At 73.5% G+C, this 23,182-nt stretch carries 24 protein-coding genes and 1 riboswitch; of the genes, 13 read left to right on the top strand and 11 right to left on the bottom strand.

All coding sequences use genetic code 11. From position 1 onward, the window contains the following. Nucleotides 1-20: 20 nt before the first annotated feature. From ftsR to ABTY20_RS27250, 4 genes are all read left to right on the top strand, one after another. Nucleotides 21-764, top strand: a complete 744-nt coding sequence (gene ftsR, locus ABTY20_RS27265) for a transcriptional regulator FtsR (protein WP_351999698.1) — start codon at nt 21-23, stop codon at nt 762-764. A gap of 83 nt (nt 765-847) precedes the next feature. Beyond that, nucleotides 848-1,321: a bifunctional nuclease family protein gene (locus tag ABTY20_RS27260; protein ID WP_004934251.1), complete on the top strand. Its 474-nt coding sequence runs from the start codon at nt 848-850 to the stop codon at nt 1,319-1,321. Nucleotides 1,322-1,515: 194 nt separating this feature from the next. After that, complete coding sequence (locus tag ABTY20_RS27255) at nt 1,516-2,199, top strand: MerR family transcriptional regulator (RefSeq protein ID WP_351999697.1); 684 nt, start codon at nt 1,516-1,518, stop codon at nt 2,197-2,199. Nucleotides 2,200-2,248: 49 nt separating this feature from the next. Further along, complete coding sequence (locus tag ABTY20_RS27250) at nt 2,249-3,715, top strand: DNA polymerase IV (RefSeq protein WP_351999696.1); 1,467 nt, start codon at nt 2,249-2,251, stop codon at nt 3,713-3,715. On the opposite strand, the gene ABTY20_RS27245 is transcribed toward ABTY20_RS27250, so the two are convergent. Continuing rightward, nucleotides 3,634-4,008: a PRC-barrel domain-containing protein gene (locus ABTY20_RS27245; protein WP_351999695.1), complete on the bottom strand. Its 375-nt coding sequence runs from the start codon at nt 4,006-4,008 to the stop codon at nt 3,634-3,636. The genes ABTY20_RS27250 and ABTY20_RS27245 overlap by 82 nt on opposite strands. Nucleotides 4,009-4,122: 114 nt before the next feature. Beyond that, a riboswitch (glycine riboswitch) is annotated at nt 4,123-4,218 on the top strand. A 174-nt stretch (nt 4,219-4,392) separates the two neighbouring features. Here ABTY20_RS27245 and gcvP point away from each other — a divergent pair. Beyond that, nucleotides 4,393-7,278 carry an aminomethyl-transferring glycine dehydrogenase gene (gene gcvP, locus ABTY20_RS27240; RefSeq protein ID WP_351999694.1) on the top strand — a complete coding sequence of 962 codons (2,886 nt, stop codon included), beginning with the start codon at nt 4,393-4,395 and terminating at the stop codon, nt 7,276-7,278. Nucleotides 7,279-7,430: 152 nt separating this feature from the next. On the opposite strand, the gene ABTY20_RS27235 is transcribed toward gcvP, so the two are convergent. The 4 genes from ABTY20_RS27235 to ABTY20_RS27220 all read right to left on the bottom strand — a co-directional run bounded on the left by ABTY20_RS27235 (nt 7,431) and on the right by ABTY20_RS27220 (nt 9,325). Further along, nucleotides 7,431-7,826, bottom strand: coding sequence for a TOBE domain-containing protein (locus tag ABTY20_RS27235; protein ID WP_351999693.1), 396 nt, complete (start codon nt 7,824-7,826; stop codon nt 7,431-7,433). A 5-nt stretch (nt 7,827-7,831) separates the two neighbouring features. Next, nucleotides 7,832-7,993: a hypothetical protein gene (locus tag ABTY20_RS27230; protein WP_351999692.1), complete on the bottom strand. Its 162-nt coding sequence runs from the start codon at nt 7,991-7,993 to the stop codon at nt 7,832-7,834. A gap of 232 nt (nt 7,994-8,225) precedes the next feature. After that, nucleotides 8,226-8,426: a DUF5999 family protein gene (locus ABTY20_RS27225; protein WP_351999691.1), complete on the bottom strand. Its 201-nt coding sequence runs from the start codon at nt 8,424-8,426 to the stop codon at nt 8,226-8,228. Nucleotides 8,427-8,740: 314 nt separating this feature from the next. Then, the gene (locus ABTY20_RS27220) at nt 8,741-9,325 is read right to left on the bottom strand and encodes a hypothetical protein (RefSeq protein ID WP_351999690.1); all 585 of its coding nucleotides are present in this window, start codon (nt 9,323-9,325) and stop codon (nt 8,741-8,743) included. 563 nt (nt 9,326-9,888) lie between these two features. On the opposite strand from ABTY20_RS27220, the gene ABTY20_RS27215 reads away from it, so the two are divergent. Then, nucleotides 9,889-11,406, top strand: a complete 1,518-nt coding sequence (locus ABTY20_RS27215) for a glutamate-cysteine ligase family protein (RefSeq protein ID WP_351999689.1) — start codon at nt 9,889-9,891, stop codon at nt 11,404-11,406. A 67-nt stretch (nt 11,407-11,473) separates the two neighbouring features. Continuing rightward, entirely contained in the window at nt 11,474-12,274 is an 801-nt protein-coding gene (locus ABTY20_RS27210; protein WP_351999688.1) for a CPBP family intramembrane glutamic endopeptidase, read from the top strand. A 55-nt stretch (nt 12,275-12,329) separates the two neighbouring features. On the opposite strand, the gene ABTY20_RS27205 is transcribed toward ABTY20_RS27210, so the two are convergent. Continuing rightward, the gene (locus ABTY20_RS27205) at nt 12,330-13,139 is read right to left on the bottom strand and encodes a PhzF family phenazine biosynthesis protein (protein WP_351999687.1); all 810 of its coding nucleotides are present in this window, start codon (nt 13,137-13,139) and stop codon (nt 12,330-12,332) included. A 352-nt stretch (nt 13,140-13,491) separates the two neighbouring features. Here ABTY20_RS27205 and ABTY20_RS27200 point away from each other — a divergent pair, with 352 nt between their 5' ends. Beyond that, on the top strand, nt 13,492-14,493 hold the full coding sequence (locus ABTY20_RS27200; protein ID WP_351999686.1) for an EamA family transporter: 1,002 nt from the start codon (nt 13,492-13,494) through the stop codon (nt 14,491-14,493). 225 nt (nt 14,494-14,718) lie between these two features. Further along, the gene (locus ABTY20_RS27195) at nt 14,719-15,672 is read left to right on the top strand and encodes a DMT family transporter (protein WP_351999685.1); all 954 of its coding nucleotides are present in this window, start codon (nt 14,719-14,721) and stop codon (nt 15,670-15,672) included. Nucleotides 15,673-15,708: 36 nt separating this feature from the next. Here ABTY20_RS27195 and ABTY20_RS27190 read toward each other — a convergent pair whose 3' ends face one another. Then, nucleotides 15,709-16,341 carry an FMN-binding negative transcriptional regulator gene (locus tag ABTY20_RS27190; protein ID WP_351999684.1) on the bottom strand — a complete coding sequence of 211 codons (633 nt, stop codon included), beginning with the start codon at nt 16,339-16,341 and terminating at the stop codon, nt 15,709-15,711. After that, complete coding sequence (locus tag ABTY20_RS27185) at nt 16,341-17,027, bottom strand: pyridoxamine 5'-phosphate oxidase family protein (RefSeq protein WP_351999683.1); 687 nt, start codon at nt 17,025-17,027, stop codon at nt 16,341-16,343. The genes ABTY20_RS27190 and ABTY20_RS27185 overlap by 1 nt, the downstream gene beginning before the upstream one ends. A gap of 23 nt (nt 17,028-17,050) precedes the next feature. Here ABTY20_RS27185 and ABTY20_RS27180 point away from each other — a divergent pair, with 23 nt between their 5' ends. Further along, the gene (locus ABTY20_RS27180; protein ID WP_351999682.1) at nt 17,051-18,388 is read left to right on the top strand and encodes an aminotransferase class I/II-fold pyridoxal phosphate-dependent enzyme; all 1,338 of its coding nucleotides are present in this window, start codon (nt 17,051-17,053) and stop codon (nt 18,386-18,388) included. A gap of 79 nt (nt 18,389-18,467) precedes the next feature. Here ABTY20_RS27180 and ABTY20_RS27175 read toward each other — a convergent pair whose 3' ends face one another. Then, nucleotides 18,468-19,412 carry a DMT family transporter gene (locus tag ABTY20_RS27175; RefSeq protein ID WP_351999681.1) on the bottom strand — a complete coding sequence of 315 codons (945 nt, stop codon included), beginning with the start codon at nt 19,410-19,412 and terminating at the stop codon, nt 18,468-18,470. A gap of 75 nt (nt 19,413-19,487) precedes the next feature. On the opposite strand from ABTY20_RS27175, the gene ABTY20_RS27170 reads away from it, so the two are divergent. Next, nucleotides 19,488-20,405: a LysR family transcriptional regulator gene (locus tag ABTY20_RS27170; protein ID WP_351999680.1), complete on the top strand. Its 918-nt coding sequence runs from the start codon at nt 19,488-19,490 to the stop codon at nt 20,403-20,405. On the opposite strand, the gene ABTY20_RS27165 is transcribed toward ABTY20_RS27170, so the two are convergent. Both ABTY20_RS27165 and ABTY20_RS27160 read right to left on the bottom strand, forming a co-directional pair. Further along, nucleotides 20,402-20,872 carry a pyridoxamine 5'-phosphate oxidase family protein gene (locus ABTY20_RS27165; protein ID WP_351999679.1) on the bottom strand — a complete coding sequence of 157 codons (471 nt, stop codon included), beginning with the start codon at nt 20,870-20,872 and terminating at the stop codon, nt 20,402-20,404. The two genes, ABTY20_RS27170 and ABTY20_RS27165, sit on opposite strands and share 4 nt — an antisense overlap. Before the next feature lie 41 nt (nt 20,873-20,913). Continuing rightward, nucleotides 20,914-21,450 carry a Rieske (2Fe-2S) protein gene (locus ABTY20_RS27160; protein ID WP_351999678.1) on the bottom strand — a complete coding sequence of 179 codons (537 nt, stop codon included), beginning with the start codon at nt 21,448-21,450 and terminating at the stop codon, nt 20,914-20,916. Nucleotides 21,451-21,660: 210 nt separating this feature from the next. Here ABTY20_RS27160 and ABTY20_RS27155 point away from each other — a divergent pair, with 210 nt between their 5' ends. Together ABTY20_RS27155 and ABTY20_RS27150 are read left to right on the top strand one after the other, a co-directional pair. Beyond that, nucleotides 21,661-22,425: a HipA family kinase gene (locus ABTY20_RS27155; protein ID WP_351999677.1), complete on the top strand. Its 765-nt coding sequence runs from the start codon at nt 21,661-21,663 to the stop codon at nt 22,423-22,425. After that, nucleotides 22,422-22,805, top strand: a complete 384-nt coding sequence (locus ABTY20_RS27150) for a DUF3037 domain-containing protein (protein WP_351999676.1) — start codon at nt 22,422-22,424, stop codon at nt 22,803-22,805. The genes ABTY20_RS27155 and ABTY20_RS27150 overlap by 4 nt, the downstream gene beginning before the upstream one ends. The last annotated feature ends 377 nt before the right edge of the window (nt 22,806-23,182 follow it).

The raw sequence follows: 23,182 nt of genomic DNA, 5'->3' as shown, positions 1-23,182 counted from the left end.
GGGGACCCCAGGGAAGGTTCATGGTTCAGACACCGAGCGGCGGTGCCGGCAACGGCGCCGCCGCCGCGGACACCGGACTGATGAGCATCGGCGCGGTGCTGGGCGTGCTGCGCGAGGAGTTCCCCGAGGTCACCATCTCCAAGATCCGCTTCCTGGAGTCGGAGGGGCTGATCGAGCCGCAGCGGACCCCGTCGGGGTACCGCAAGTTCAGTGCCGGGGACGTCGAGCGTCTCGGTCATGTGCTGCGTATGCAGCGCGACCACTACCTGCCGCTCAAGGTGATCCGTGAACACCTGGAGGCCATGGAGCGCGGCGAGGCCGCCCAGCTGCCGGTGCTGGGCCGTTCGCGTGACGGGGAGGGCGGCGGCCCGGAGGCCGCCGCGGAGGGGCCCGCGGCGGCGCGCATCGGGCGCGGGCGACTGCTGGCGACCGCCGGCATCGACGAGCGGATGCTCGTCGAGTGGGAGTCGTACGGGCTGCTCGCCCCGGTCGAGGACGGGATGTACGACGCCGAGGCGGTCACCGTCGCGGGACTCATCACCGAGTTGGGGCGGTTCGGGATCGAACCGCGCCATCTGAGGGCGATGAAGGCCGCCGCCGACCGCGAGGCCGGCCTGGTGGACCAGGTCGTGGCCCCGCTGAAGCGCCACCGCAACCCGCAGACCAGGGCCCACGCCCAGGCACGCACGAAGGAGCTGGCGGCGCTCACGGTGAAGCTGCACGCGGCGCTGGTGCAGGCGGCGCTCGGGGTACGGCTGCCCTGACGCGGAGCGGAGCGGGGGCCGGATCGGCCACCCGTTTCCTGCCCGACTACCCAAACATCCCGGGCACGGCCTAGGGTTGCTGTGTGAACGAGCTCGATGTCGTAGGTGTCCGGGTCGAGATGCCCTCCAACCAACCGATCGTGCTGTTGCGTGAAGTGGGCGGCGACCGCTACCTCCCCATTTGGATCGGACCGGGGGAGGCGACGGCCATCGCCTTCGCCCAGCAGGGCATGGCACCCGCACGGCCGCTGACCCACGACCTGTTCAAGGACGTGCTGGAAGCCGTCGGCCAGGAGCTCACGGAAGTGCGCATCACCGATCTGCGCGAGGGCGTCTTCTACGCGGAACTGGTGTTCGCCAGCGGTGTCGAGGTGAGTGCCCGCCCATCCGACGCCATAGCGCTGGCCCTGCGGACGGGAACGCCGATCTACGGCAGTGACACGGTGCTCGACGACGCAGGGATCGCCATCCCGGACGAGCAGGAGGACGAGGTGGAGAAGTTCCGCGAGTTCCTCGACCAGATCTCGCCGGAGGACTTCGGAACCAGCAACCAGTGAGGGCGGCCGCTCGCCGCCACCCCGGTCGGCCGCCGGGACCGGCGCCGGGGGCATTCGGCTAGCCTTTCCCCACTGCGAGGTACGGGAAACCACTCTTAGGGTGATTATCACTCGGCGTGCCGAGTGTGGCGATCGTTGACGCACCCTTGGTGACTGCCTACCTTCGAGGAGGCAGGTCAAGGACGGAGGTCGGCGTGAGAAGCAGCGGCGACGGTACGGCTGGGGGTGCCCCCGGACGCGGTTTCGGGGCGGGCGGGCCGTACCCTTCCCAGAGCTCCCGGCTCCGCCCGAGCGGAGGCCATCCCGCGCACGGCGGCGCGGCCGACCACGCTCCGCAGCGACCGACGGCCGTACCGGGCGGCGGAGGGGCGGCGTCCATGGCGTCCGAGCGGATCGGCTACCGGGGGCCCACGGCCTGCGCCGCCGCCGGCATCACCTACCGGCAGCTCGACTACTGGGCCCGCACGGGTCTGGTCGAGCCGAGCGTGCGGCCGGCGCACGGGTCGGGCACGCAGCGGCTGTACAGCTTCCGCGACGTCGTCGTGCTGAAGATCGTCAAGCGGTTCCTGGACACGGGTGTGTCCCTGCAGAACATCCGCACCGCGGTACAGCACCTGCGTGAGCGCGGCTTCAGCGACCTGGAGCGCATGACGCTGATGAGTGACGGGGCAACGGTCTACGAGTGCACCTCGCCCGACGAGGTCCACGCCCTGCTCCAGGGCGGCCAGGGTGTCTTCGGCATCGCCGTGGGCGTGGTCTGGCGGGACGTCGAGAGCGCGCTGTCGCAGCTGCACGGGGAGCGCGTCGACACCGGGGAGACCCTGCTCGGGCACAATCCGATGGACGAGCTGGCGCGGCGGCGGAACAAGGCCGTCTGAGGCCACCCGGAAGCGACCGTTGTCAGTGGCGTAGGGCAGCATCGGACAGGTGAGATCCGCGCCCACGATCCTGCATCTCGACATGGACGCCTTCTTCGCCTCGGTGGAGCAGGCGTCCAAGCCGAGCCTGCGCGGGAAGGCGGTCGTCGTGGGCGGGCTCGGGCCGCGGGGCGTGGTGGCCACCGCCTCGTACGAGGCCCGGGTCTTCGGCGTCCACTCGGCGATGCCCATGGCGCAGGCCCGGCGGCTCGCGCCGAACGCCGCGTACCTGGTGCCGCGGTTCGCCCTCTACCGGTCGATCAGCGAGCAGGTGATGGGGCTGCTGCGCTCCTTGTCGCCACTGGTGGAGCCGCTGAGCCTGGACGAGGCGTTCGTGGATCTGGAGGCGGGCGGCGCCGCCCGGGACGAGCGGTCGGCGCGTCTGGCGGGGGCGAAGCTGCGCGCGGACATACGGGCGGTCACGGGGCTCACCGGGTCGGTGGGGCTGGCCGCTTCCAAAATGCTGGCGAAGATCGCGTCGGAGCGGGCGAAACCCGACGGACTGGTGCTGATCGAGCCGGGTACGGAGCGGGCGTTGCTGGATCCGCTGCCGGTCCGGACCCTGCCCGGCGTCGGGCCGGCGACCGGGGACCACCTGCGGCGCGCGGGGATCCACACGGTCGGCGAGCTCGCCGACGCGGGGGAGGACGAGCTCGTGCGACTGCTGGGCAAGGCCCACGGACAGGCGCTGTTCGCGATGGCGCTGGCCCGGGACGAGCGGCCCGTGGTGGCCGAGCGGGAGGCCAAGTCGGTGTCGGTGGAGGACACGTACGACGTGGACATCCACGACCGGACACGGGTCGGTACGGAGGTGCGGCGGCTCGCGGACCGGTGTGTGCGCAGACTACGGGCGGCGGGTCTGTCGGGGCGGACCATCGTGCTGAAGGTGCGCCGGTACGACTTCTCGACCCTCACCCGGTCCGAGACCCTGCGGGGGCCCACGGACGATCCGGCGGTGGTGCGGGAGGCGGCCGCGCGGCTGCTGGACTCGGTCGACACGACGGGCGGGGTGCGGTTGCTGGGCGTCGGGGTGAGCGGCCTGGCCGACTTCACGCAGGAGGACCTGTTCGCGCAGGCCGCGGGCCCGCCGGAGGACCTCCCGCCCGAGGAGAGCGGGACCGGGCCCGCGCCGGAGCGGGAGACGCCCGCCGAGCGGCGCTGGCCGGCGGGGCACGACGTACGGCACGCCGGTTACGGGCACGGCTGGGTGCAGGGCAGCGGACTGGGCCGGGTCACCGTGCGCTTCGAGACACCCGGCTCGGAGCCCGGCCGGGTGAAGACCTTCCGCGTCGAGGACCCGGCCCTGGAGCCGGCACAGCCACTGCCGCTGGTGCCCCGGAGGCCCGGGGAGGACGAGGGCGCGGCGGCCGGCGCCGGGCCGGTGGGCGGGGCGGATCAGGCGGGCTTGTCGTTGCCGGCGAGTTTGCCGAAGTCGCGGTCCGCGAGGGGAGGCGGGGCGGCGACGTCCAGACCGTAGTGGTGGTAGAGCTGGAGTTCCTGTTCGGGGGAGAGGTGGCGGCCCACGCCGAAGTCGGGGGCGTCCTTGATGAGGGCGCGCTCGAAGGGGACGTGGAGGGCTCCGTCGACGAGGACGCTGGGCTCCAGGGGGACGAAGGCGTCCCTGCTGAACAGGCCGGTGCGTATGGCCGCCCACTCCGGCACGCCGGTGGCGTCGTCGAGGTAGACCTCGTCGATCGTGCCGATCCGGTTTCCGTTGCGGTCGAACGCCTTGCGGCCGATCAGATGGCGCGGATCGATGTCGGTCTGCACGGGCCCTCCATAGGTCGCAAACTCATCCGTAAGCACTACAGAACGGCACAATCGACCGGGCGGCCACTCGAACATCCCGGTGTGGTGCTCGCTGGTACGCTGGCAAACGGCTGCTGACCCCGCGCGGGAGAGTCCTCCAGGCACCATCGGAGGCGCCGAAGGAGCAAATCCTCCCCGGAATCTCTCAGGCACACGTACCGCACGGACGAGGTCACTCTGGAAAGCAGGGCGGGTGTCGACGGCTTCCGCTCTCACCGACGGTGAAAGCCGGACGCCTCCGGGCGATCCGGTGAAGCTCTCAGGTTGAGATGACAGAGGGGGAGGCCGTCCGGGCACCCGCGCCGTGGTGCCCCTCGAAGGTCGTCGGACCAGGAGGCCTCCTCAATGACCGCCCCTCGCACTCCGCTCTCCGAGCTCGAACAGGGAATCCCCTTCGAACAGCGCCACATCGGACCCGACCACGAGGCCCGGGCCAAGATGCTCGCCCAGGTCGGTTACGGCTCGCTGGACGAGCTGACGGCCGCCGCGGTGCCGGACGTGATCAAGAACGCCGACGCGCTGGACCTGCCGGGTGCCCGGAGCGAGGCCGAGGTGCTGGCCGAGCTGCGCGCGCTGGCCGACCGCAACGAGGTGCTCGGCTCCATGATCGGGCTCGGGTACTACGGCACCTTCACCCCGCCCGTGATCCTGCGCAACGTGATGGAGAACCCCGCCTGGTACACGGCCTACACCCCGTACCAGCCGGAGATCTCCCAGGGGCGGCTCGAGGCGCTGCTGAACTTCCAGACCGTGGTCGCCGAGCTCACCGGACTGCCGACCTCCGGTGCCTCGCTGCTCGACGAGGGCACCGCCGCCGCCGAGGCGATGGCGCTGTCGCGGCGCATGGGCAGGAACAAGAAGGGCCTGTTCCTGGTCGACGCGGACGCCCTGCCGCAGACGATCGCCGTGATCGAGACCCGCGCCGAGCCCACCGGCGTCGAGGTCGTCGTCGCCGACCTGAGCGACGGCATCCCCGCGGACCTCGCCGAGCGCGAGATCAACGGCGTACTGATCCAGTACCCGGGCGCCTCCGGTGCCGTCCGCGACATCAAGCCGGTCATCGACCAGGCGCACGCGCTCGGCGCGCTCGTCACCGTCGCCGCCGACCTGCTCGCCCTCACCCTGCTGAAGTCGCCCGGTGAGCTGGGCGCGGACATCGCGGTCGGCACCACGCAGCGCTTCGGCGTGCCGATGGGCTTCGGCGGGCCGCACGCCGGCTACATGGCCGTGCAGGAGAAGATGGCGCGCAGCCTGCCCGGGCGGCTCGTCGGCGTCTCCGTCGACGCCGACGGGCACAAGGCCTACCGTCTGGCCCTGCAGACCCGTGAGCAGCACATCCGCCGGGAGAAGGCCACCAGCAACATCTGCACCGCCCAGGTGCTGCTCGCCGTCATGGCGGGGATGTACGCCGTCTACCACGGCCCGGAGGGGCTGCGCCTGATCGCCCGGCGCGCCCACCGCTACGCCACCGTCCTCGCCGAGGGACTGCGGTCCGGCGGGGCCGAGATCGTGCACGGCTCCTACTTCGACACGCTGACCGTGCGTGTTCCCGGGCGGGCCGCCGAGGCCGTCGCCGCCGCCCGCGACAACGGCGTCAACCTGCGACTCGTCGACGCCGACCACGTCTCGATCGCCTGCGACGAGACCACCACCCGGTCACAGCTGGCCGCCGTGTGGAGCGCCTTCGGCGTCGAGGGCGACGTCGAGACCCTGGACGCGGCGGCGCGGGACGCCCTGCCGGACGCCCTGCTGCGCGACGACGAGTACCTCACCCACCCCGTCTTCCAGCAGCACCGCTCCGAGACCGCGATGCTGCGCTACCTGCGCCGGCTCTCCGACCGTGACTACGCGCTGGACCGCGGCATGATCCCGCTGGGCTCCTGCACCATGAAGCTCAACGCGACCACCGAGATGGAGCCGGTCACCTGGCCCGAGTTCGGGCAGCTGCACCCCTTCGTGCCCGCCGAGCAGGCGCAGGGCTACCTCACGCTCATCCGGGAGCTGGAGGAACGCCTCGCCGAGGTCACCGGCTACGACAAGGTCTCCCTCCAGCCCAACGCCGGCTCCCAGGGCGAGCTGGCCGGTCTGCTCGCCGTGCGCGGCTACCACCGGGCCAACGGCGACGAGCAGCGCACCGTCTGCCTGATCCCGTCCTCCGCGCACGGCACCAACGCCGCCAGCGCCGTGATGGCCGGGATGAAGGTCGTCGTCGTCAAGACGTCCGACGACGGCGAGATCGACGTGGCCGACCTGCGCGCCAAGATCGAGCAGTACCGTGACGAGCTGTCCGTGCTGATGATCACCTACCCCTCGACGCACGGCGTGTTCGAGGAGCACGTCGCCGACATCTGCGCCGAGGTGCACGAGGCCGGCGGCCAGGTGTACGTGGACGGCGCCAACCTCAACGCGCTGGTGGGTCTGGCCAAGCCGGGCCACTTCGGCGGCGACGTCTCGCACCTGAACCTGCACAAGACCTTCTGCATCCCGCACGGCGGCGGCGGTCCCGGTGTCGGCCCGGTCGGCGTACGGGCGCACCTGGCGCCGTACCTGCCGAACCACCCGCTCCAGCCGGAGGCCGGCCCGGAGACGGGCGTGGGGCCCATCTCGGCGGCGCCGTGGGGTTCGGCGGGCATCCTGCCGATCTCGTGGGCGTACGTCCGGCTCATGGGCGGCGAGGGCCTGAAGCGGGCCACGCAGGTGGCCGTGCTCAGCGCCAACTACATCGCCAAGCGCCTCGAGCCGCACTACCCGGTGCTCTACACCGGTCCCGGAGGCCTGGTCGCGCACGAGTGCATCATCGACCTGCGCCCGCTGACCAAGGCGACCGGCGTCAGCGTCGACGACGTGGCCAAGCGGCTGATCGACTACGGCTTCCACGCGCCGACGATGTCCTTCCCGGTGGCCGGCACGCTCATGATCGAGCCCACCGAGTCCGAGGACCTGACCGAGCTCGACCGGTTCTGCGAGGCGATGATCGCGATCCGTGCGGAGATCGAGAAGGTCGGCTCCGGCGAGTGGCCCGCGGACGACAACCCGCTCCGCAACGCCCCGCACACCGCCGCCGTGCTCGGCGGGGAGTGGGACCACGCGTACGGCCGCACGGAGGCCGTCTTCCCGGCCGGGGTGAACGCCGCCGACAAGTACTGGCCGCCGGTGCGCCGCATCGACCAGGCCTACGGCGACCGCAACCTGGTCTGCTCCTGCCCGCCGCTGGACGCGTACGAGGACTGACACACGCCGAAGGGCTCCTGGGGACCACCGGTCCCCAGGAGCCCTTCCGCATGTGCCGACGCATCCGTGGGGTCGTCACCCCCCGTCCCGTCGCACGGGCGAGGGGAAGCGGCGCGGGGCGCACGCGTTCACCCGAGAGGGCGTCGCTCCCGTCAGGCGCGGTCGATGTGGACGTTCGTCGACTTCACGCGGGCCGTGGCCTCCACACCGACCTCCAGCCCCAGTTCCTCGACGGCCTCCCGGGTGAGCAGCGAGACGAGGCGGTGCGGACCTGCCTGGATCTCGACCTGGGCGGCGACATCACCCAGCTTGATCGCGGTGACGATGCCGGGGAAGGCGTTGCGGGCGGAGGTGTACGGGGTGCCCTCCTCGACGGCGCCGGCCCGGGCGAGTTCGACGGAGAACGCCGCCAGGTCCCGTCCGTCGACGAGCCGCCGTCCGCCGGCGTCGCGGTGGGTGGTGATGCGCCCCGCGTCCGCCCAGCGGCGGGCGGTGTCCGGGCTCACTCCGAGCAGCCTCGCTGCCTGGCCGATGGTGTAGGACTGCATGCCGGTCACGATAGGCGGTGCCGGAGTTCCGCCACGCCCGCGGTGCGCCGGCGCCGTTCGGCGGGAGCCGCCGTGCTCGCCCGGACGACCAGCACGGCGACCCCGGCCCGCCGGGCGATCTCCGTGATGGTGACCCTGCCCCCGCCGTCGGCCCCGTGTGCCGCCACGTGCCCCACCTCCGCAACGGAGGCCCGCGAAACCTCCAGGGGTCTTCCGGAGCACGGGCGTCCGTGGGAAGGCGCTGCGGGGCGAGCCGCTGCCGTGGGGCGGGCCGGTCACCTCGTTCATGTGCCGGATCACGGTGGGTGACCGTCTCCGGACGCGCGTCGGGGGCCGGGCGCAGGAGGTTCCGCGTCCGGCCCCTCGTCGCCCCGGGCGGACCGTGCCGCCCGGCCGTGCTCAGGCGGTGGTCAGGCTGGCGCCCCGGGGGCGCTGAGGGGCGATGACCCTGCCGTCGGGCAGGAGTTCACCGGTGTCCTCGAAGAACACGACACCGTTGCACAGCAGGCTCCAGCCCTGTTCCGGGTGGTGCGCCACGAGACGGGCGGATTCCCGGTCGGCGGAGTCGGCTGAGGGACACGGTGGCTGGTGCTGGCACATGGGTGGGATCTCTCGCTCCGTGGTGACCTGTGAGTCGGCTGTCGTTTCAGTTCCGCGGCGTGAAGCTTCGTTCATGGCCGCCCCCCGTTGTGATAAGTCGGTCGGAAACCAGTGTTGTCCCACGGACGACGATCCGCAGGCATTTCGCGGCACCGCTCCTCACCGGTTGAGGACGCGCCGCCCGCGCGGACGGTTCACCTCGACCGCACTGTCCCTTCGGGTGGTTCGCCATGGCCGAAGCGGGCTAGTCCTCCCGGGACGGCGTGTACCCCGCCGCGTCGGGAGCGCCGGGCGGCGGGGTACGCGGTGGCTTCTCAGGCGGGTGAGCCGAGCAGGCGGGTCGGGGCCACCCGGTGCGTCAGGACCGGGAGCAGGTCGGCGAACCGGTGCGGGCGGTGGGCCGCGATGCCGGGCGGCGCCGGGGCGAGCGGAACGAGCAGGTCGGTGGCGGCCGGGTGGCCGGCGCCCCCGTCCGCGGTGGTGTCGCCGTGCAGCCAGAGCGTCAGCATGTAGAGACTCGGCACCGAGAGGAGCCGCGGCTGGTACGGCTGTGTCATGGCCTCGGCCTGGCGCAGCGCGAGCTCGGTGGAGGCGATGTAGGGACCTTCGAAGAAGCGGGAGAACGTCCAGCCGTCGGCGGTGAGCACGGTGTCCGCGGCGGCCGGCGTGCGGTCGCCGATGCGGATCAGGAAACGCCACCCGGCCAGCCGGGTCGTCGTCCCGCCGTCGGCGGTGGTCCGCTCCAGGACGTGCACGGGCAGGGGCAGCTCGGGCGAGGCGGGGCCCTGGGCGATGACCAGGGAGGGAGTTCGGGCCTCTCTGACCGCGGTCGGCGAGGAGAGCGCGGTCAGGACGGAGCGCAGGGCGGGCGCGGGAGCCGGGGGAACATGCAGCGGCATGGTGGGTCGCCTCTCATTCGAAGGCACAGGGGCGTGAGGGCGGGGCGTGGCGGGGCGGACGGCACTGTCAGCTCGCGAAGGTCAGGGAGGCAGGGGCCGGGGGGGCCGAGGCCGGGAGACGGGGGCGAGGACTGCCGCACGCCGCCTCTCGGCTGGATCACTCGAACCGTGGGCGCCAACCTTCTGCCTTGTGCGCGAAGTTTATACGACGCGTGTTCGGACTGAGTTTCCTCTAGCTGTTTTCGACCGGCGGAACAAGGGTACTTCTGGCCGGTGAAACGCGAAAATCATCCCGATTCCAGACCGGGCATGCGTCGATGACCTCGAAAAATGGCCGTGAAGTGGTCGGCCAATTCACGTCGGCGTTTTCACGAGTTCGCAACCGGCACGCAAGACTCCTTCTGTGCCATGCCCCGTGAATGTGCCACTGGTCACATCGGTCAGACTAGCGGTCGCCGACGCCGTCCGGGGCGTTATCGATCGCATCCACGGGGCATCCTTGCCTGTGGACCGGGACCCCGGCGGACGATCTTCGGTCCGCCCGTGCAAGGAAGGACGCTCCGATGGGGGAGAAGGTCGCGGCAGGTCGGTTCGACCTGTCCGATCGCCAGCGCTACCGCGAGAAGCTCCGCAGCTGTCTGACGGGCTTGGAGCGGCTCCTGGCGGAGAAGCGGTTCGACCGCCCCAAGAATCTCATGGGGCTGGAGATCGAGTTGAATCTCGCGGGCAGCGACGGCATGCCGAGAATGTTGAATGCGCAAGTCCTCGAACGGATCGCCAGCCGGGACTTCCAAACAGAGCTCGCCATGTTCAATCTGGAAGTGAACATCGCGCCCCACCGATTGGGCGGGCGGGTATTCGACCGGCTCGACGAGGAACTGCGCGCCTCGCTCGCATATGCCGACCGTAAAGCCGGTGAGGTGGACGCGGGCATCGTGATGATCGGCATCCTGCCGACGCTGGACCGGGACGACCTGGTCTCCTCGAACCTTTCCGACGTCGACCGCTACGCATTGCTCAACGAGCAGATCGTGGCCGCGCGCGGCGAGGACTTCACCCTCGACATCGACGGCGTGGAGCGCCTCAGCTGCACGTCCAAGTCCATCGCCCCCGAGGCCGCCTGCACCTCGGTGCAGTTGCACCTGCAGGTCACCCCGGAGCGCTTCGCCGGAGTGTGGAACGCGGCCCAGGCCGTCGCCGCCGCCCAGATCGCCGTCGGCGCCAACTCGCCGTTCCTGTTCGGCCGCGAACTGTGGCGCGAGTCCCGGCCCCCGCTGTTCCAGCAGTCCACCGACACCCGCCCGCCCGAACTCCAGGCCCAGGGGGTACGGCCGCGCACCTGGTTCGGGGAGCGGTGGGTGACGTCGGCCTTCGACCTCTTCGAGGAGAACCTGCGCTACTACCCGGCCCTGCTGCCCCTCTGCGACGACGAGGACCCGCTCGAGGTGCTGGACCGGGGCGGCGTACCCAGCCTCGCCGAGCTCGTCCTGCACAACGGCACCGTCTACCGCTGGAACCGCCCCGTCTACGACATCGCCGACGGCGTCCCCCACCTGCGCGTGGAGAACCGCGTGCTGCCCGCCGGCCCCACCGTCACCGACGTCATCGCCAACGCGGCCTTCTACTACGGGATGGTCCGCGCCCTCGCCGAGGACAGCCGGCCGGTGTGGACCCGGCTGCCCTTCGAGACGGCGGCCGCCAACTTCGACGCCGCCTGCAGGCACGGCATCGACGCCCGCCTCACCTGGCCCCGGCGCGGACGCCTCGGCGGTCTGGGCGAGGTGGACGCGGTCACCCTGGTGCGCGACGAACTGCTGCCGCTCGCCGCGGCCGGGCTGGACGCCTGGGGGATCGAGCCCGCCGACCGCGACCGGTACCTCGGCGTGATCGAGGAGCGGTGCCGGCGCCGGATGAACGGTGCGACCTGGCAGGCCGCGACCTTCCACCGGGCCCTGGAGCTGGGGCTCGGCCGCGAGGCCGCGCTGGCCGCCACCACCCGTCGCTACCGGGAGCTGACGGCGCAGGGGGAGCCCGTGCACACCTGGCCGGTGGGACTGCCGGAACCGGTTCCCACGGGCTGACCCGCGGCCGGGCGCACGGCCGCCGCCCTTCATACTGATCGGACCGATCGGTGATGTGGAGGCAGGTGTGCAGGCGGAGGCGGGCCCGGGGGCCGATGCGTATCGTGAGCGAAGGCCCTCGCGGACGACGCTCCGTGACGAGACACTGCTCGTGCTCGCGCTGTCGCTCGGCGCGAGCGGGGTGTCGGCCCTGATCAGTTTCGTCGGTTCGGTCACCGAACCGGGCGGCCTGAAGGACCAGGCGGCCACCCTCAACGCCTCGGCCGCGCCGGGCCGCCCCTGGCTGGACCTCGCCTGGCAGCTCTTCGGGATCGCCACGGCGCTCGTCCCCGTCGCGCTGGTCGCGCACCTCCTGCTGCGCGAGGGCGCGGGGCTGCGCACCCTGGGCTTCGACGGCACCCGTCCCTGGTCCGACCTCGGCCGCGGAGCGGCGGTCGCGGCGGTCATCGGCAGCAGCGGCATCGCCTTCTACCTGGCCGCACGCGGCCTCGGCTTCAACCTGACCGTGGTGCCCGAGGCGCTGCCCGAGGTGTGGTGGAAGCATCCCGTCCTGATCCTCTCGGCGCTGCAGAACTCGGTCCTCGAAGAGGTCGTCGTGGTCGGCTATCTGCTGCGCCGGCTCGATCAGCTGGGCTGGTCCCCGGGCGCGGCGCTGCTGGGCAGTTCGGTGCTGCGCGGCTCGTACCACCTGTACCAGGGCATCGGCGGCTTCATCGGGAACATGGTGATGGGGGTGGTCTTCGTGTACCTCTACCGGCGCTGGGGCCGGGTCGGGCCGCTGGTGGTCGCGCACACGCTGCTCGACGTCGGGGCGTTCGTGGGATACGCCCTGCTGGCCGGCAGGGTGGACTGGCTGCCGACGGCGTGAGACCGCGGCGAAGGGACGTACGGCCGTACCGCACGCCCCTTTCGCCGTACCGGGTTCAGACCAGCAGGTCGCCCTCGATGACCGTCACGGCCCGCCCGTTCAGCAGGGTGCGCCCGCCGCGCACCTCGGTGCGGACGCGGCCGGAGCGCGGTGAGGCCTGCAGGCCGGTGAGGCCGGGGCGGCCGAGACGCTCCGACCAGTACGGGGCCAGGGCGGTGTGCGCGCTGCCGGTGACCGGGTCCTCGTCGATGCCGACGTTGGGGAAGAAGCAGCGGGAGACGAAGTCGTAGCCCAGGGCGGGGTTCTCGGCGCGGGCGGTGGCGATGACGCCGCGCTCGGAGTGGGCGGCCAGGGCCTTGAGGTCGGGTCGCAGGGCGTGGACGGTCCGCTCGTCGGCGACCTCGACGAGCAGGTCCCCGACGTCCGGCCCGGTGTCGAACGCCGTGAGCGGCCGGGCGCCCAGCGCCTCGGCGAGGCCCTCGGGAACGTCGGCCACGGTCAGCGGGGCGGTGGGGAAGTCCAGGGTGATGGTGCCGTCCTCGCCGGGCGTGGCGACCAGGACGCCGCTGCGGGTGGCGAACCGCACCGGGCCCCGGTGTGCGCCGGTGGTGTGCAGGACGTGCGCGGCGGCCAGCGTCGCGTGGCCGCACATCGCGACCTCGGTGGCGGGCGTGAACCAGCGCAGTGCCCAGTCGGCCTCGCCGCCCGCGGGGAGCGGGTGCGCGAAGGCCGTCTCGGCGTGATTGACCTCCAGGGCGACGTTCTGCAGCCAGGGATCGTCCGGGAAGGCGTCCAGCAGCAGTACTCCGGCGGGGTTGCCGGCGAAGGGCCGGTCGGTGAAGGCGTCGACGATTCGAATCCGCATGCCCCGACGGTAAGGGCCGGGCGAAGCCGCAGGCCTTCGGGGCACACCTCCCGCGGCCCGACGCGGACGGCCGGTACCCGCTCGGCGTGAGACGCCCTGATCCCCTTCGTGGGGAGGGGATCCCGGGCCGGGGCGCCCGCTTCCCGTGGGGCGCCGGGACGCTTCCCACCGGGGACGCCCGGACCGCCGGCCTCCCGCCGCCGGCCTCCCGCCGCCGGCCGCGGGCGCGCCGTCGAGGCGTTCGGGCGTGCCCGGACCGGCCTCGTCGGGCTGTTCGCCCGGCCCGAGTCGCCGTCCAGTCGGTGAGACAGGTGCCATGGGAGGTGACGCTCCTGTCGGGTCCTGTCATCATGTGCCGGTGCCTACCTCTGTCCGTACCCGGAGCGATCGTGGAAGGGGTGTCGGGCTCGGCCTCGCGCTGCTGTCCGCGCTGGCCTTCGGTGGTTCCGGTGTCGCGGCCAAGCCGCTGATCGAGGCGGGTCTCGACCCGCTCCACGTCGTGTGGCTGCGGGTGGCGGGCGCGGCGCTCGTCATGCTGCCGCTGGCGGTGCGCCACCGGGGACTCCTGCGCCGCAGGCCCGCGCTGCTCGCCGGGTTCGGCCTGTTCGCCGTGGCCGGCGTCCAGGCCTGCTACTTCGCCGCCCTCTCCCGCATCCCCGTCGGGGTCGCCCTGCTGGTCGAGTACCTGGCGCCCGCGCTGGTGCTCGGCTGGGTGCGGTTCGTGCAGCGGCGGCCGGTGACCCGGGCCGCCGCGGTCGGCGTGGTCCTGGCGGTGGGCGGACTCGCCTGCGTCGTGGAGGTGTGGGCGGGCCTCGGATTCGACGTCCTCGGCCTGCTGCTCGCGCTCGGCGCGGCCTGTTGCCAGGTCGGCTACTTCGTCCTCTCCGACCAGGGCGGCGACGACGAGGAGGCCCCCGACCCGCTCGGGGTGATCGCCCACGGACTGCTGGCCGGCGCCGCCGTCCTCACCGTCGTCGCCCGGCCCTGGTCCATGGACTGGTCCGTGCTCACCGGCAGCGCGGAGATGAACGGCACCCAGGTCGCCGCCCCCGTGCTGCTGGCCTGGATCGTCCTCGTCGCCACGGTCGTCGCCTACGTCACCGGCGTGCTCTCGGTGCGCCGGCTCTCGCCGCAGGTCGCGGGTGTCGTGGCCTGTCTCGAGGCGGTCGTCGCCACCGTCCTCGCCTGGGTCCTGCTCGGCGAGCGTCTGTCGGCACCGCAGATCGCGGGCGGCCTGGTCGTCCTCGCGGGAGCCTTCATCGCCCAGACCTCGGCACCGGCGAAGGGCTTCGGGGAACCGGTGGCGAGCGGTGGGCCGGAACGGGAGCTGTCCACGCCGGGAACCACGGCATAGGGTGGTGATCATGCACGCACGCGCACTCGTCCTTCCGCCTCCGGCCGCCTGAGGCGGGCCCTCCGGTACATCCGCCCGGCGTGCCGCCGGGCGTAACGGTGCTGCCCGCAGACGGAGTCCGCGGATCCCGCAGGCCCGGCCCCGACCGGCCCCGGCCCGGGATCCCTTCCCGAACTTCCGCACCCGCGCCGACGCGCGGGGTGCGCGCATCTGCGGAGAGAACACGTGTCGAACGCCGTCTCCGGCCTGCCCGTCGGGCGAGGCCTCCTCTATCTGATCGTCGCCGGTGCCGCCTGGGGCACCGCGGGCGCCGCCGCGTCGCTGGTCTACCGGACCAGCGACATGGGCCCCGTCGCCCTGTCCTTCTGGCGCTGCGCCGCCGGCCTGGTACTGCTGCTCGCCGCCCGGGCGCTGTCCCGCCGGCCCCGGACCGCCCCGGGACCGCTCGGCCGGCGGGTGCTGCGGGCCGGAGCCACCGGCACCGGGCTCGCGGTCTTCCAGACCGCCTACTTCGCGGCCGTCTCCGCCACGGGCCTCGCCGTGGCCACCGTCGTCACCCTCGGCGCCGGTCCCGTGCTGATCGCGCTCGGCGCGCGGCTGGCCATGGGGGAGCGCCTGGGGCGCGGCGGGCTGGCCGCCGTCGTGGGCGCGCTCGCCGGACTCGTCGTGCTCGTCCTCGGCGGCGGGGGCGCGACCGTGGACCCGCGGGGCGTCCTGCTCGCCCTGCTGTCCGCGGCCGGGTACTCGGTGATGACGCTGCTCACCCGCTGGTGGGGACGCGACGGCGGCGTCGACTCCTCCGGCACGACCGTCGGGGCGTTCGCCGTCACCAGCCTGGTGCTGCTGCCGTTCGCCGCGGTCGAGGGACTGGTCCCGCACACCGGCGCGCCCGTCACGCTGCTGTGCCTGCTGGCGTACGTCGCCTCCGTGCCGACGGCGCTCGCGTACGGTCTCTACTTCGCCGGCGCGGCCGTCGTGCGGTCGGCCACCGTGTCCGTGATCATGCTGCTGGAACCGGTGAGCGCGGCGGTGCTCGCGGTCGCCCTGCTCGGCGAGCGGCTCACGGCGGCCACCCTGGCCGGCACCCTGCTGATGCTCGGCTCGGTCGCGGGACTCGCGGTCGGTGAGGCGAGGGGGGCACGGGCCCGCAGGGAGGAGCCGGGCATGGTGCCGGTGTGACGGCGGGGGCCCTCCCGCGCGGGAGGGCCCTCCGGGTCAGGCCGGCCGCCGGCGCAGTACGTGCGCGCGTGCCGCCGCGTCACGCGCGCCGTCCCGGTCCGCCAGCCCGGCCGCGATGCGTCCCCGTACCGCTTCCGACCGCTTGCCCGCGTACTTGAACTTCGCCCGCGCGCCCGTCACCTCGAGCCGGAGTCCGCGGATCCCGGACAGCAGCCTGCCGTACGGCGCCCGGTCCGCCGCCGCCCGCGCGGAGCCGCCCTCCGGCTGGAAGTGGCCGAGCTGGCGGTTGAGGAGCGCGGCCTTCTGCGCCGGATCGTCCACCACGTGGGCGAGACAGCGCAGTTGCACGGACGCGTAGAGGCTCGTCGGGACGCCGTGCTCGGGCGGGGTGCCGGGTTCGGCCTGCCAGGGGCCGGGGACGTACGTGTAGTCGTCGACCACGCTCAGCAGGACCTCCGGGCGCGCCTCGACGGCGGACCAGAGCGGGTTGGGCCGGGCCAGATGGGCGAGGGCCTCGCCGCGCTCCGCGTCGTAGGCGAAGTGCAGGGGCTGGACGTGGGGCGGTTCGCCCGGCGCGCCGTTGACCGCGAGCTGTCCGAAGTCGTGCGCGCCGAGCCATCGCTGCCACTCGTCGTCGTCGCGGGGCGCGTCCCAGGGGTGGATCAGCATCACAGGGCCGCCAGGTAGCCGGGCAGTCCGGTGCCGGGGGCCAGGCCAGGGTCGGCGAGCGGGGCGCCGTAGCCCTTGCGCAGGGGGACGACGCCGGCCCAGTGGGGCAGGGACAGGTCCTCGGGCTCGTCGTTGACGCCGCCGGTGCGGAGCTTGGCGGAGACCTCGTTCAGATCGAGGCGGATGACGGCCGTGGCGGCCAGCTCCTTCTTGCTGGCCGGACGGGAGTCGGCGGCACGGCCCGGTACGACGTGGTCGACCAGGGCGTCGAGGGCCCGGCGCTTCTCCTCCGGGTCGGTCACGTCGTACGCCGGGCCGTGCACCACCACGGAGCGGTAGTTGATCGAGTGGTGGAAGGCCGAGCGGGCCAGCACCAGTGCGTCGACGTGGGTGACGGTCAGGCAGACCGGGAGGCCGGGGCCGGCCTGGCCCGCCGCGCGCAGCGGGCGCGAGCCGGTCGAACCGTGCACGTAGAGGCGCTCGCCGACCCGGCCGTACAGGGTGGGCAGCACCACCGGCGCGCCGTCCCGGACGAAGCCGAGATGGCAGACGTAGCCCTCGTCGAGTATCGCGTGCACCAGGTCCTTGTCGTACGCGGCGCGGTCGGGGGAGCGGGTGGGGACCGTGCGCTCGGTGGGCGGGTAGGTGGCTGCGGGCTGCCGGATCCCCTGCATGGTGTCCTCCATTGCACTAGTGCATAATAGGCTTTGTGCTAGGAGATTATCCGATCAGTGGGCGGCGCGCAGCAGAGATTTCCGCGAGCATCGAGCGCGCGGTGGGTGAAGGGACGCTGGGGCCGGGCGAACTGCTTCCCCCCATGCGGGAGTTGGCGGAGCGGCTCGGGGTGAACCCGAACACCGTCGCCGCCGCGTACCGGACGCTGCGGGAGCGCGGGGTCATCGAGACCGCGGGCCGGCGGGGGAGCCGGGTGCGGTCCAAGCCGGCCACCACCGCGCGTGACCTCATCCGGGTGGAGGTCCCGCCGGGGGTGCGGAACCTGTCCGAGGGCAACCCGGACCCCGCGCTGCTGCCCGCCCTGGCCGGGGCGTTCGCGGCGGCGGCCGGGCAGGGCGACCGGGAGCCGGTGCTGTACGGGCAGGAGCCGGTCGAGCCCGGGCTGGCACGGCTGGCGCGGGCCGGGCTGGACGCCGACGGTGTTCCCGACGGGCCCGTCGCCGTCGCGTCGGGCGCGCTGGACGCGATGGAGCGCGTGCTCACGGCGCACCTCAGGGCCGGGGACGCGGTCGCGGTGGAGGACCCGGGGTGGGGGAGCCTGCTGGACCTGGTCCCGGCGCTGGGGCTGCGGACCGTCCCCGTCGGGGTCGACGACGAGGGCCCGCTCCCCGACGACGTGCGGACGGCGCTGGCGGGCGGCGCGCGTGCGCTGATCGTCACCGACCGCGCGCAGAACCCGACCGGCGCCGCGCTGAGCGCCGCACGCGCGCGTGCCCTGCGCTCGGTGCTCGCCGGCCACCCGGAGACGCTGCTCATCGAGGACGACCACGGGCACCACATCGTCGACCTGCCGCTGCACCCCCTCGCGGGGACGACCCGCAGCTGGGCCTTCGTGCGCTCGGCGGCCAAGGCGTACGGCCCCGACCTGCGGCTCGCGGTGCTCACCGGGGACGCGGTCACCCTCGACCGGGTACGCGGACGGCAGCGGCTCGGGCCGGGCTGGGTCAGCAGGATCGTCCAGCGCGCGGTGGTGCGGCTGTGGAGCGACGGCGCGGTGGACCCGGCGGCCGTGGCCGCGCGGTACGGACGGCGCCGGGACGCGCTGACCGGGGCGCTGGCCCGGCGCGGGATCGCGGCGCACGGGCGCAGCGGCATGAACGTGTGGGTGCCGGTCCCCGACGAGACCGGCGCCGTCGCCCGGCTGCTGCACGCCGGCTGGGCGGTCGCCCCCGGCGCCCGCTTCCGCATGAACGCGCCGCCGGGCATCCGCGTCACCGTCTCGACGCTCGCCGAGGACGAGATCGAGCCGCTCTCCGAGGCGATCGCCGCGGCGGTCGGGCCCGCCGGGGGGCCGGTGCGGACGTATGCCTGAGGCGGGGGCGGACCGCCGGGCGGGGCGGGCGGGGGCCGGGGGGCGGCCACGCGGGCCGCCCGTTGCGCCGCTGCCGGGGCTACGCCCGCCGCTTCGGCCTCACCTGGGTCAGTGCCGCGCCCGCCAGGACGATCACCGCGCCCACCGGTGTCGACCAGGTCAACGTCTCGCCGAGGAGGACGATGCCGGCCGCGGCGGCGATCACCGGGACGAAGTAGGTGACCATCTGGCCGGTCGTCGGGCCGACCTCGGCGACCAGGCCGTACTGGACGAGCACGGCCAGGCCGGTGCCCAGCGTGCCCAGCGCGGCGACCGCCAGCAGCGGGCCGACGGCGAAGCGGGTCGGCAGTGTGGTGAACAGCGGGGTGACGACGGCCAGCTGGGCCGTGGCCAGCAGCAGCTGGCCGCCGGTCAGGGACAGGTTCGAGTGGCTGCTGCCCGCCAGGGCGCGGCGGACGTAGATCCAGCCGACGGGATAGCTCAGCGAGGCCAGCAGGGCCAGCACCGTGCCGCGTGCGTCCAGGCCCTGGAAGCCCTGCCAGGCGCCCAGCACGGTGAGCACTCCGAGGAAGCCGAGGCCGAGCCCCGCCACCCGCACCCGGGTCGGCCGGTCCTCGGAGAGCGCCACCAGCGACAGCGCCATGCCCCACAGCGGCGAGGTCGCGTTGCAGATGCCGGCCAGCGTGGACGGGATGGTCAGCTCCGCGAAGGCGAACAGCGAGAACGGCAGGGCGTTCAGCAGGAACCCGGCGACCGCGAGATGGCCCCAGGTGCGCGCACCGCGCGGCAGCCGCTCCCGCCGTACCGCCATCGCGATCGCCAGGACGGCGGTGCCGAAGGCCAGCCGGCCGAGGGTGACCTGGAAGGGGGCGTAGCCCTGGGTGCCGACCTTGATGAGGAGGAAGCTGAATCCCCAGATCAGGGAGAGCGCGCCGAAACGCAGCCGCCAGTCCAGGCGGGGACGGGTGCGCTCCGGGGCGGGGCCGGCCGGGGCCGGCGCGGTGGTGGCGGTGACGCTGCTCATGGACGCAACGATGGAGGACGGTCATCTCGTAGCACAATCGAGATTTCGCACGGGGTATCTCGTAGCATCGCTTACATGTTGAACCTGGAGCGCCTGCGCACCCTCGACGCCCTCGCCCGGCACGGCTCGGTCAGCGGCGCGGCCGAGGGGCTGCACATCACGACCTCGGCCGTCTCGCAGCAGATGTCCAAGCTGGAGCGCGAGGTCGGCCAGCGGCTGCTGGCCAGGAACGGGCGGGGCGTCCGGCTCACGGACGCGGGCCGGCTGCTCGCCGAGCACGCGGCGCGCATCCTCTCCCAGGTCGAGCTCGCCCAGTCCGACCTGGAGGCGCAGCGCGGACAGGTGGCCGGCGAGCTGCGCGTCTCGGCGTTCCCGACCGCCGCGCGGGGACTGTTCCCGGCCGCGCTCGCGGAGCTGCGCGCACGGCATCCCGCACTGCGCGTGCGCTCCCGGGAGCTGGAACCGGAGCAGGGCGTCCGGGGAGTGGTGCGCGGGGACCTCGATCTCGCGGTGGTGCTCGACTGGTACAACAAGCCGATGCCGCTGCCCGACGGTCTGGTCAAGGCACCGCTGCTCGACGACCCGGCCGACGCGGCGCTCCCGGCCGGCCACCGGCTGGCCGGCCGGGACGAGGTGGACCTCGCCGAGTTCGCCGAGGACGAGTGGATCACCTGGGGCGAGGGCGAGTTCTGCCACGAGTGGCTGATGTTCACCCTGCGCTCCAAGGGCATCGAGCCGGTCGTCGGCCACCGCGCCGCCGAGAGCCACACCCAGCTCGGCCTGGTCGCCGCGGGACTCGGCGTCTGCATCGCCCCGCTGCTCGGCCGCGACCCGCTGCCCGACGGAGTGGTGACCGTCCCGCTCCGGCAGCGCGTACGACGGCACGTCTTCGTCGTCTGGCGCGCGGACGCCGACCGCCGCCCGTCGATCCGGGCGGCGGTGCAGGCACTGCGGGCGGCGGGGGAGCGGGTCGGGGAGGGCGTGAAGGACTAGGACGGCGCCGACAGCTTCCTGAAGTCCCAGGACACGATCTTCTCCGGGGTCAGGCGCAGCCAGGCGTGCCGCCCGTCGTGGGGCATCTCGTCCAGGCCGAAGTTCTTGCGGGCGAACAGCGTCTCCGGAACGTCGAGCCGCGCGCACAGTTCGCCGGTGCGCGGGACCTCGCCCACGAACTCCACCCGCCCGGACAGTTCGGCGCCGCGCAGCTCGTCGTACTCCTCGCCCGTGTCGACCACGATCGCCACCCGCGGGTCCCGCCGCAGATCCGCCCAGCGTCTGCTGCGCACCACGGAGTACAGCCACAGCGAGGTGCCGTCCCAGGCGAACCAGAGCGTGCTGACGTGCGGTGCGCCGTCGGCGGACACCGTGGCGACCCGGCAGGTGCGCTGGACGGTGAGGAAGTCGTCCAGCTCACCGGGGGTCATCATGATCCTCCGGCCCCGGCGCTGCGTGGCGGTCATACGGCCCCTCCGTCCCTCGTGTCGTGCCCGGCGCCGGCGGTTCAGGCGAGGGTGATCGAGTCCCCGCTCACCGTGATCTCCACGGCGGGCAGCGGCCTGGTCGCCGGGCCGCTCTGCACGCTGCCGTCGCTGATGGAGAAGTTGCTGTCGTGACAGGGGCAGTTGATGACCCCGTCGGCGACGCTCTTCACCGCGCACCCCTGGTGGGTGCAGGTCGCCGAGAACGCCTTGAACTCGCCCGCCGTCGGCTGGGTGACGACCACCTTACGGTCGGCGAAGACCTTTCCGCCGCCCTCGGGGATGTCGGCGGTCGAGGCGAGCGGGTCGGCGCCGGCGTCCCCGCCGCCGTCCGGACTCCCGCCGCTCGTGCCGTCGTCGTCCGACGGGCCGCCGGCGGAGCCGGAGTCCACGGAGGAGCCCGAGGCGTCGTCGGAGCCTCCGCACGCGGTCAGCGCGACGGCGAGGCCCGCCGCTCCGACTGCCGCCACGACGGTCCGACGGGCGGGTCCCGCGAGGGCGCCGTGCGGCTCGAGCGGGTCCGGGAGGCCGGGGGAGGGCTGGAGCGGTGCGCTGGTCATGCCGGTGTTCCTTCCGGGGGCGTGATCTGGGGAGGTACGTGATCCGGGGAGAGGTACGGGCGGCGGGCCCACGCCGTTCATGCGATGCCCAGAGCCTGGCCCGCCCGCGGTCGGACGGGCGTAAACCACAGCTGTCGTTCCGCTGTCGGGCCCGGGCCGCTTCCCCCGGGCCGCCTCCGACGTGCGGTGACACGCAAGTAGCCTGGGGCGATGCTCAAGGAAGTCATCGCGACCCGTTTCATCGCGCCGCTGCGTGAGGGCGGCTCGCTGCCGGGACTCGTCGAGGCCGACGACCTCAACACCTACGTCCTGAAGTTCACCGGCGCCGGACAGGGCCGCAAGACGCTGGTCGCCGAGGTCGTCTGCGGGGAACTCGCCCGCCGGCTGGGGCTCAGGGTGCCCCGCCTGGTCACCGTCGGGCTCGACCCCGTGCTCGGGCTCGGGGAGCCCGAGCAGGAGGTGCAGCAGCTGCTGAAGTCCAGCGGCGGCACCAACCTCGGCATGGACTTCCTCTCCGGCGCCCTCGGTTTCGATCCGCTCGCCTTCGAGGTGAGTCCCGAGGAGGCCGGACGGATCGTCTGGTTCGACGCGCTGGTGAACAACGTCGACCGCTCCTGGCGCAACCCCAACATGCTCCGCTGGCGCGGCGAGCTGTGGCTCATCGACCACGGCGCGACCATGATCTGGCACCACAACTGGCCCGGCGCCGAGGCCTCCGCCGCCCGCCCCTACGACGCCTCCGACCACGCCCTGAAGTCCTGCGCGCCGGACATCGCGTCCGCCGCGGCCCGGTTCGCACCGCGGATCACCGAGGAACTGCTCGCCGAGGTCACCGCGGAGATCCCCGACACCTGGCTGACCGGCGAGCCCGGCTTCGACACCCCGGACGACCTCCGGTCGGCCTACGCGCGACCGCTGATCGCCCGCGCGGCCACCGTCCACCGGCACATCCACGGCCTCGAGGGGGACCGGTGAACGACCGGCACGTCTTCGAGTACGCGCTGCTGAGGGTCGTACCGCGCATCGAACGCGGTGAGTGCGTCAACGCCGGGGTGCTCGTGTACTGCCGGCCCAAGGCGTTCGTCGCGGCCCGCACCCACCTCGACGAGGCACGGCTGCTGGCCCTCGATCCGGAGGCCGACCTGCCCGGCGTACGGGCCGCGCTGCGCGCCGTCGAGAACGTCTGCGCGGGCGGGGACGCGGCGGGGCAGGCGGCGCGGGACGACGCCGGGCGGCGCTTCCGCTGGCTGATCGCGCCCCGGTCCACCGTCGTCCAGCCCGGCCCCGTGCACACCGGGCTCACCGTCGATCCGGAGGCGGAGGTGCGGCGGCTGCTCGACCTGCTCGTGCGCTGACCGCGGCGGCCCACGGTCCGTCAGGTCCGGCGGCGCCTCACCAGCTGCCCGCCCACGAGCACGGCGCCGGCCACGAACGTCGCGCCGATGCCCAGGTCCCAGTCGCTCGGCCCGGACTCCGACGAGCCGCCCAGCCCGCCCCGGACCCCGCGCGTCGGGGTGACGGAGCCGGGGGCCGTGGGCGCGGCGGACGTCCTGGTGGGGGCCGGGGACCCCGTCGTCGGCGGGTTGGTGGGAACCGCGGTCCGGGTGGGAACCGCGGTCCGGGTGGGCGTGGCGGTCCGGGTGGGCGTGGCGGGCGGCCCCGGGGGGCGCGGGGGGGGCCGGGGCGGGGGGGCCGGGGCGGGGCGGGGAGGGGGGGGCGGTGGTGCGCGCCG

This window comes from Streptomyces sp. NPDC126497 (genome assembly GCF_040302425.1).
In the GTDB taxonomy this organism is placed as follows: Bacteria; Actinomycetota; Actinomycetes; order Streptomycetales; family Streptomycetaceae; genus Streptomyces.
The sequence above is the reverse complement of the archived record's forward strand: the minus strand, read 5'-3'. Positions and strand labels throughout refer to the sequence as shown.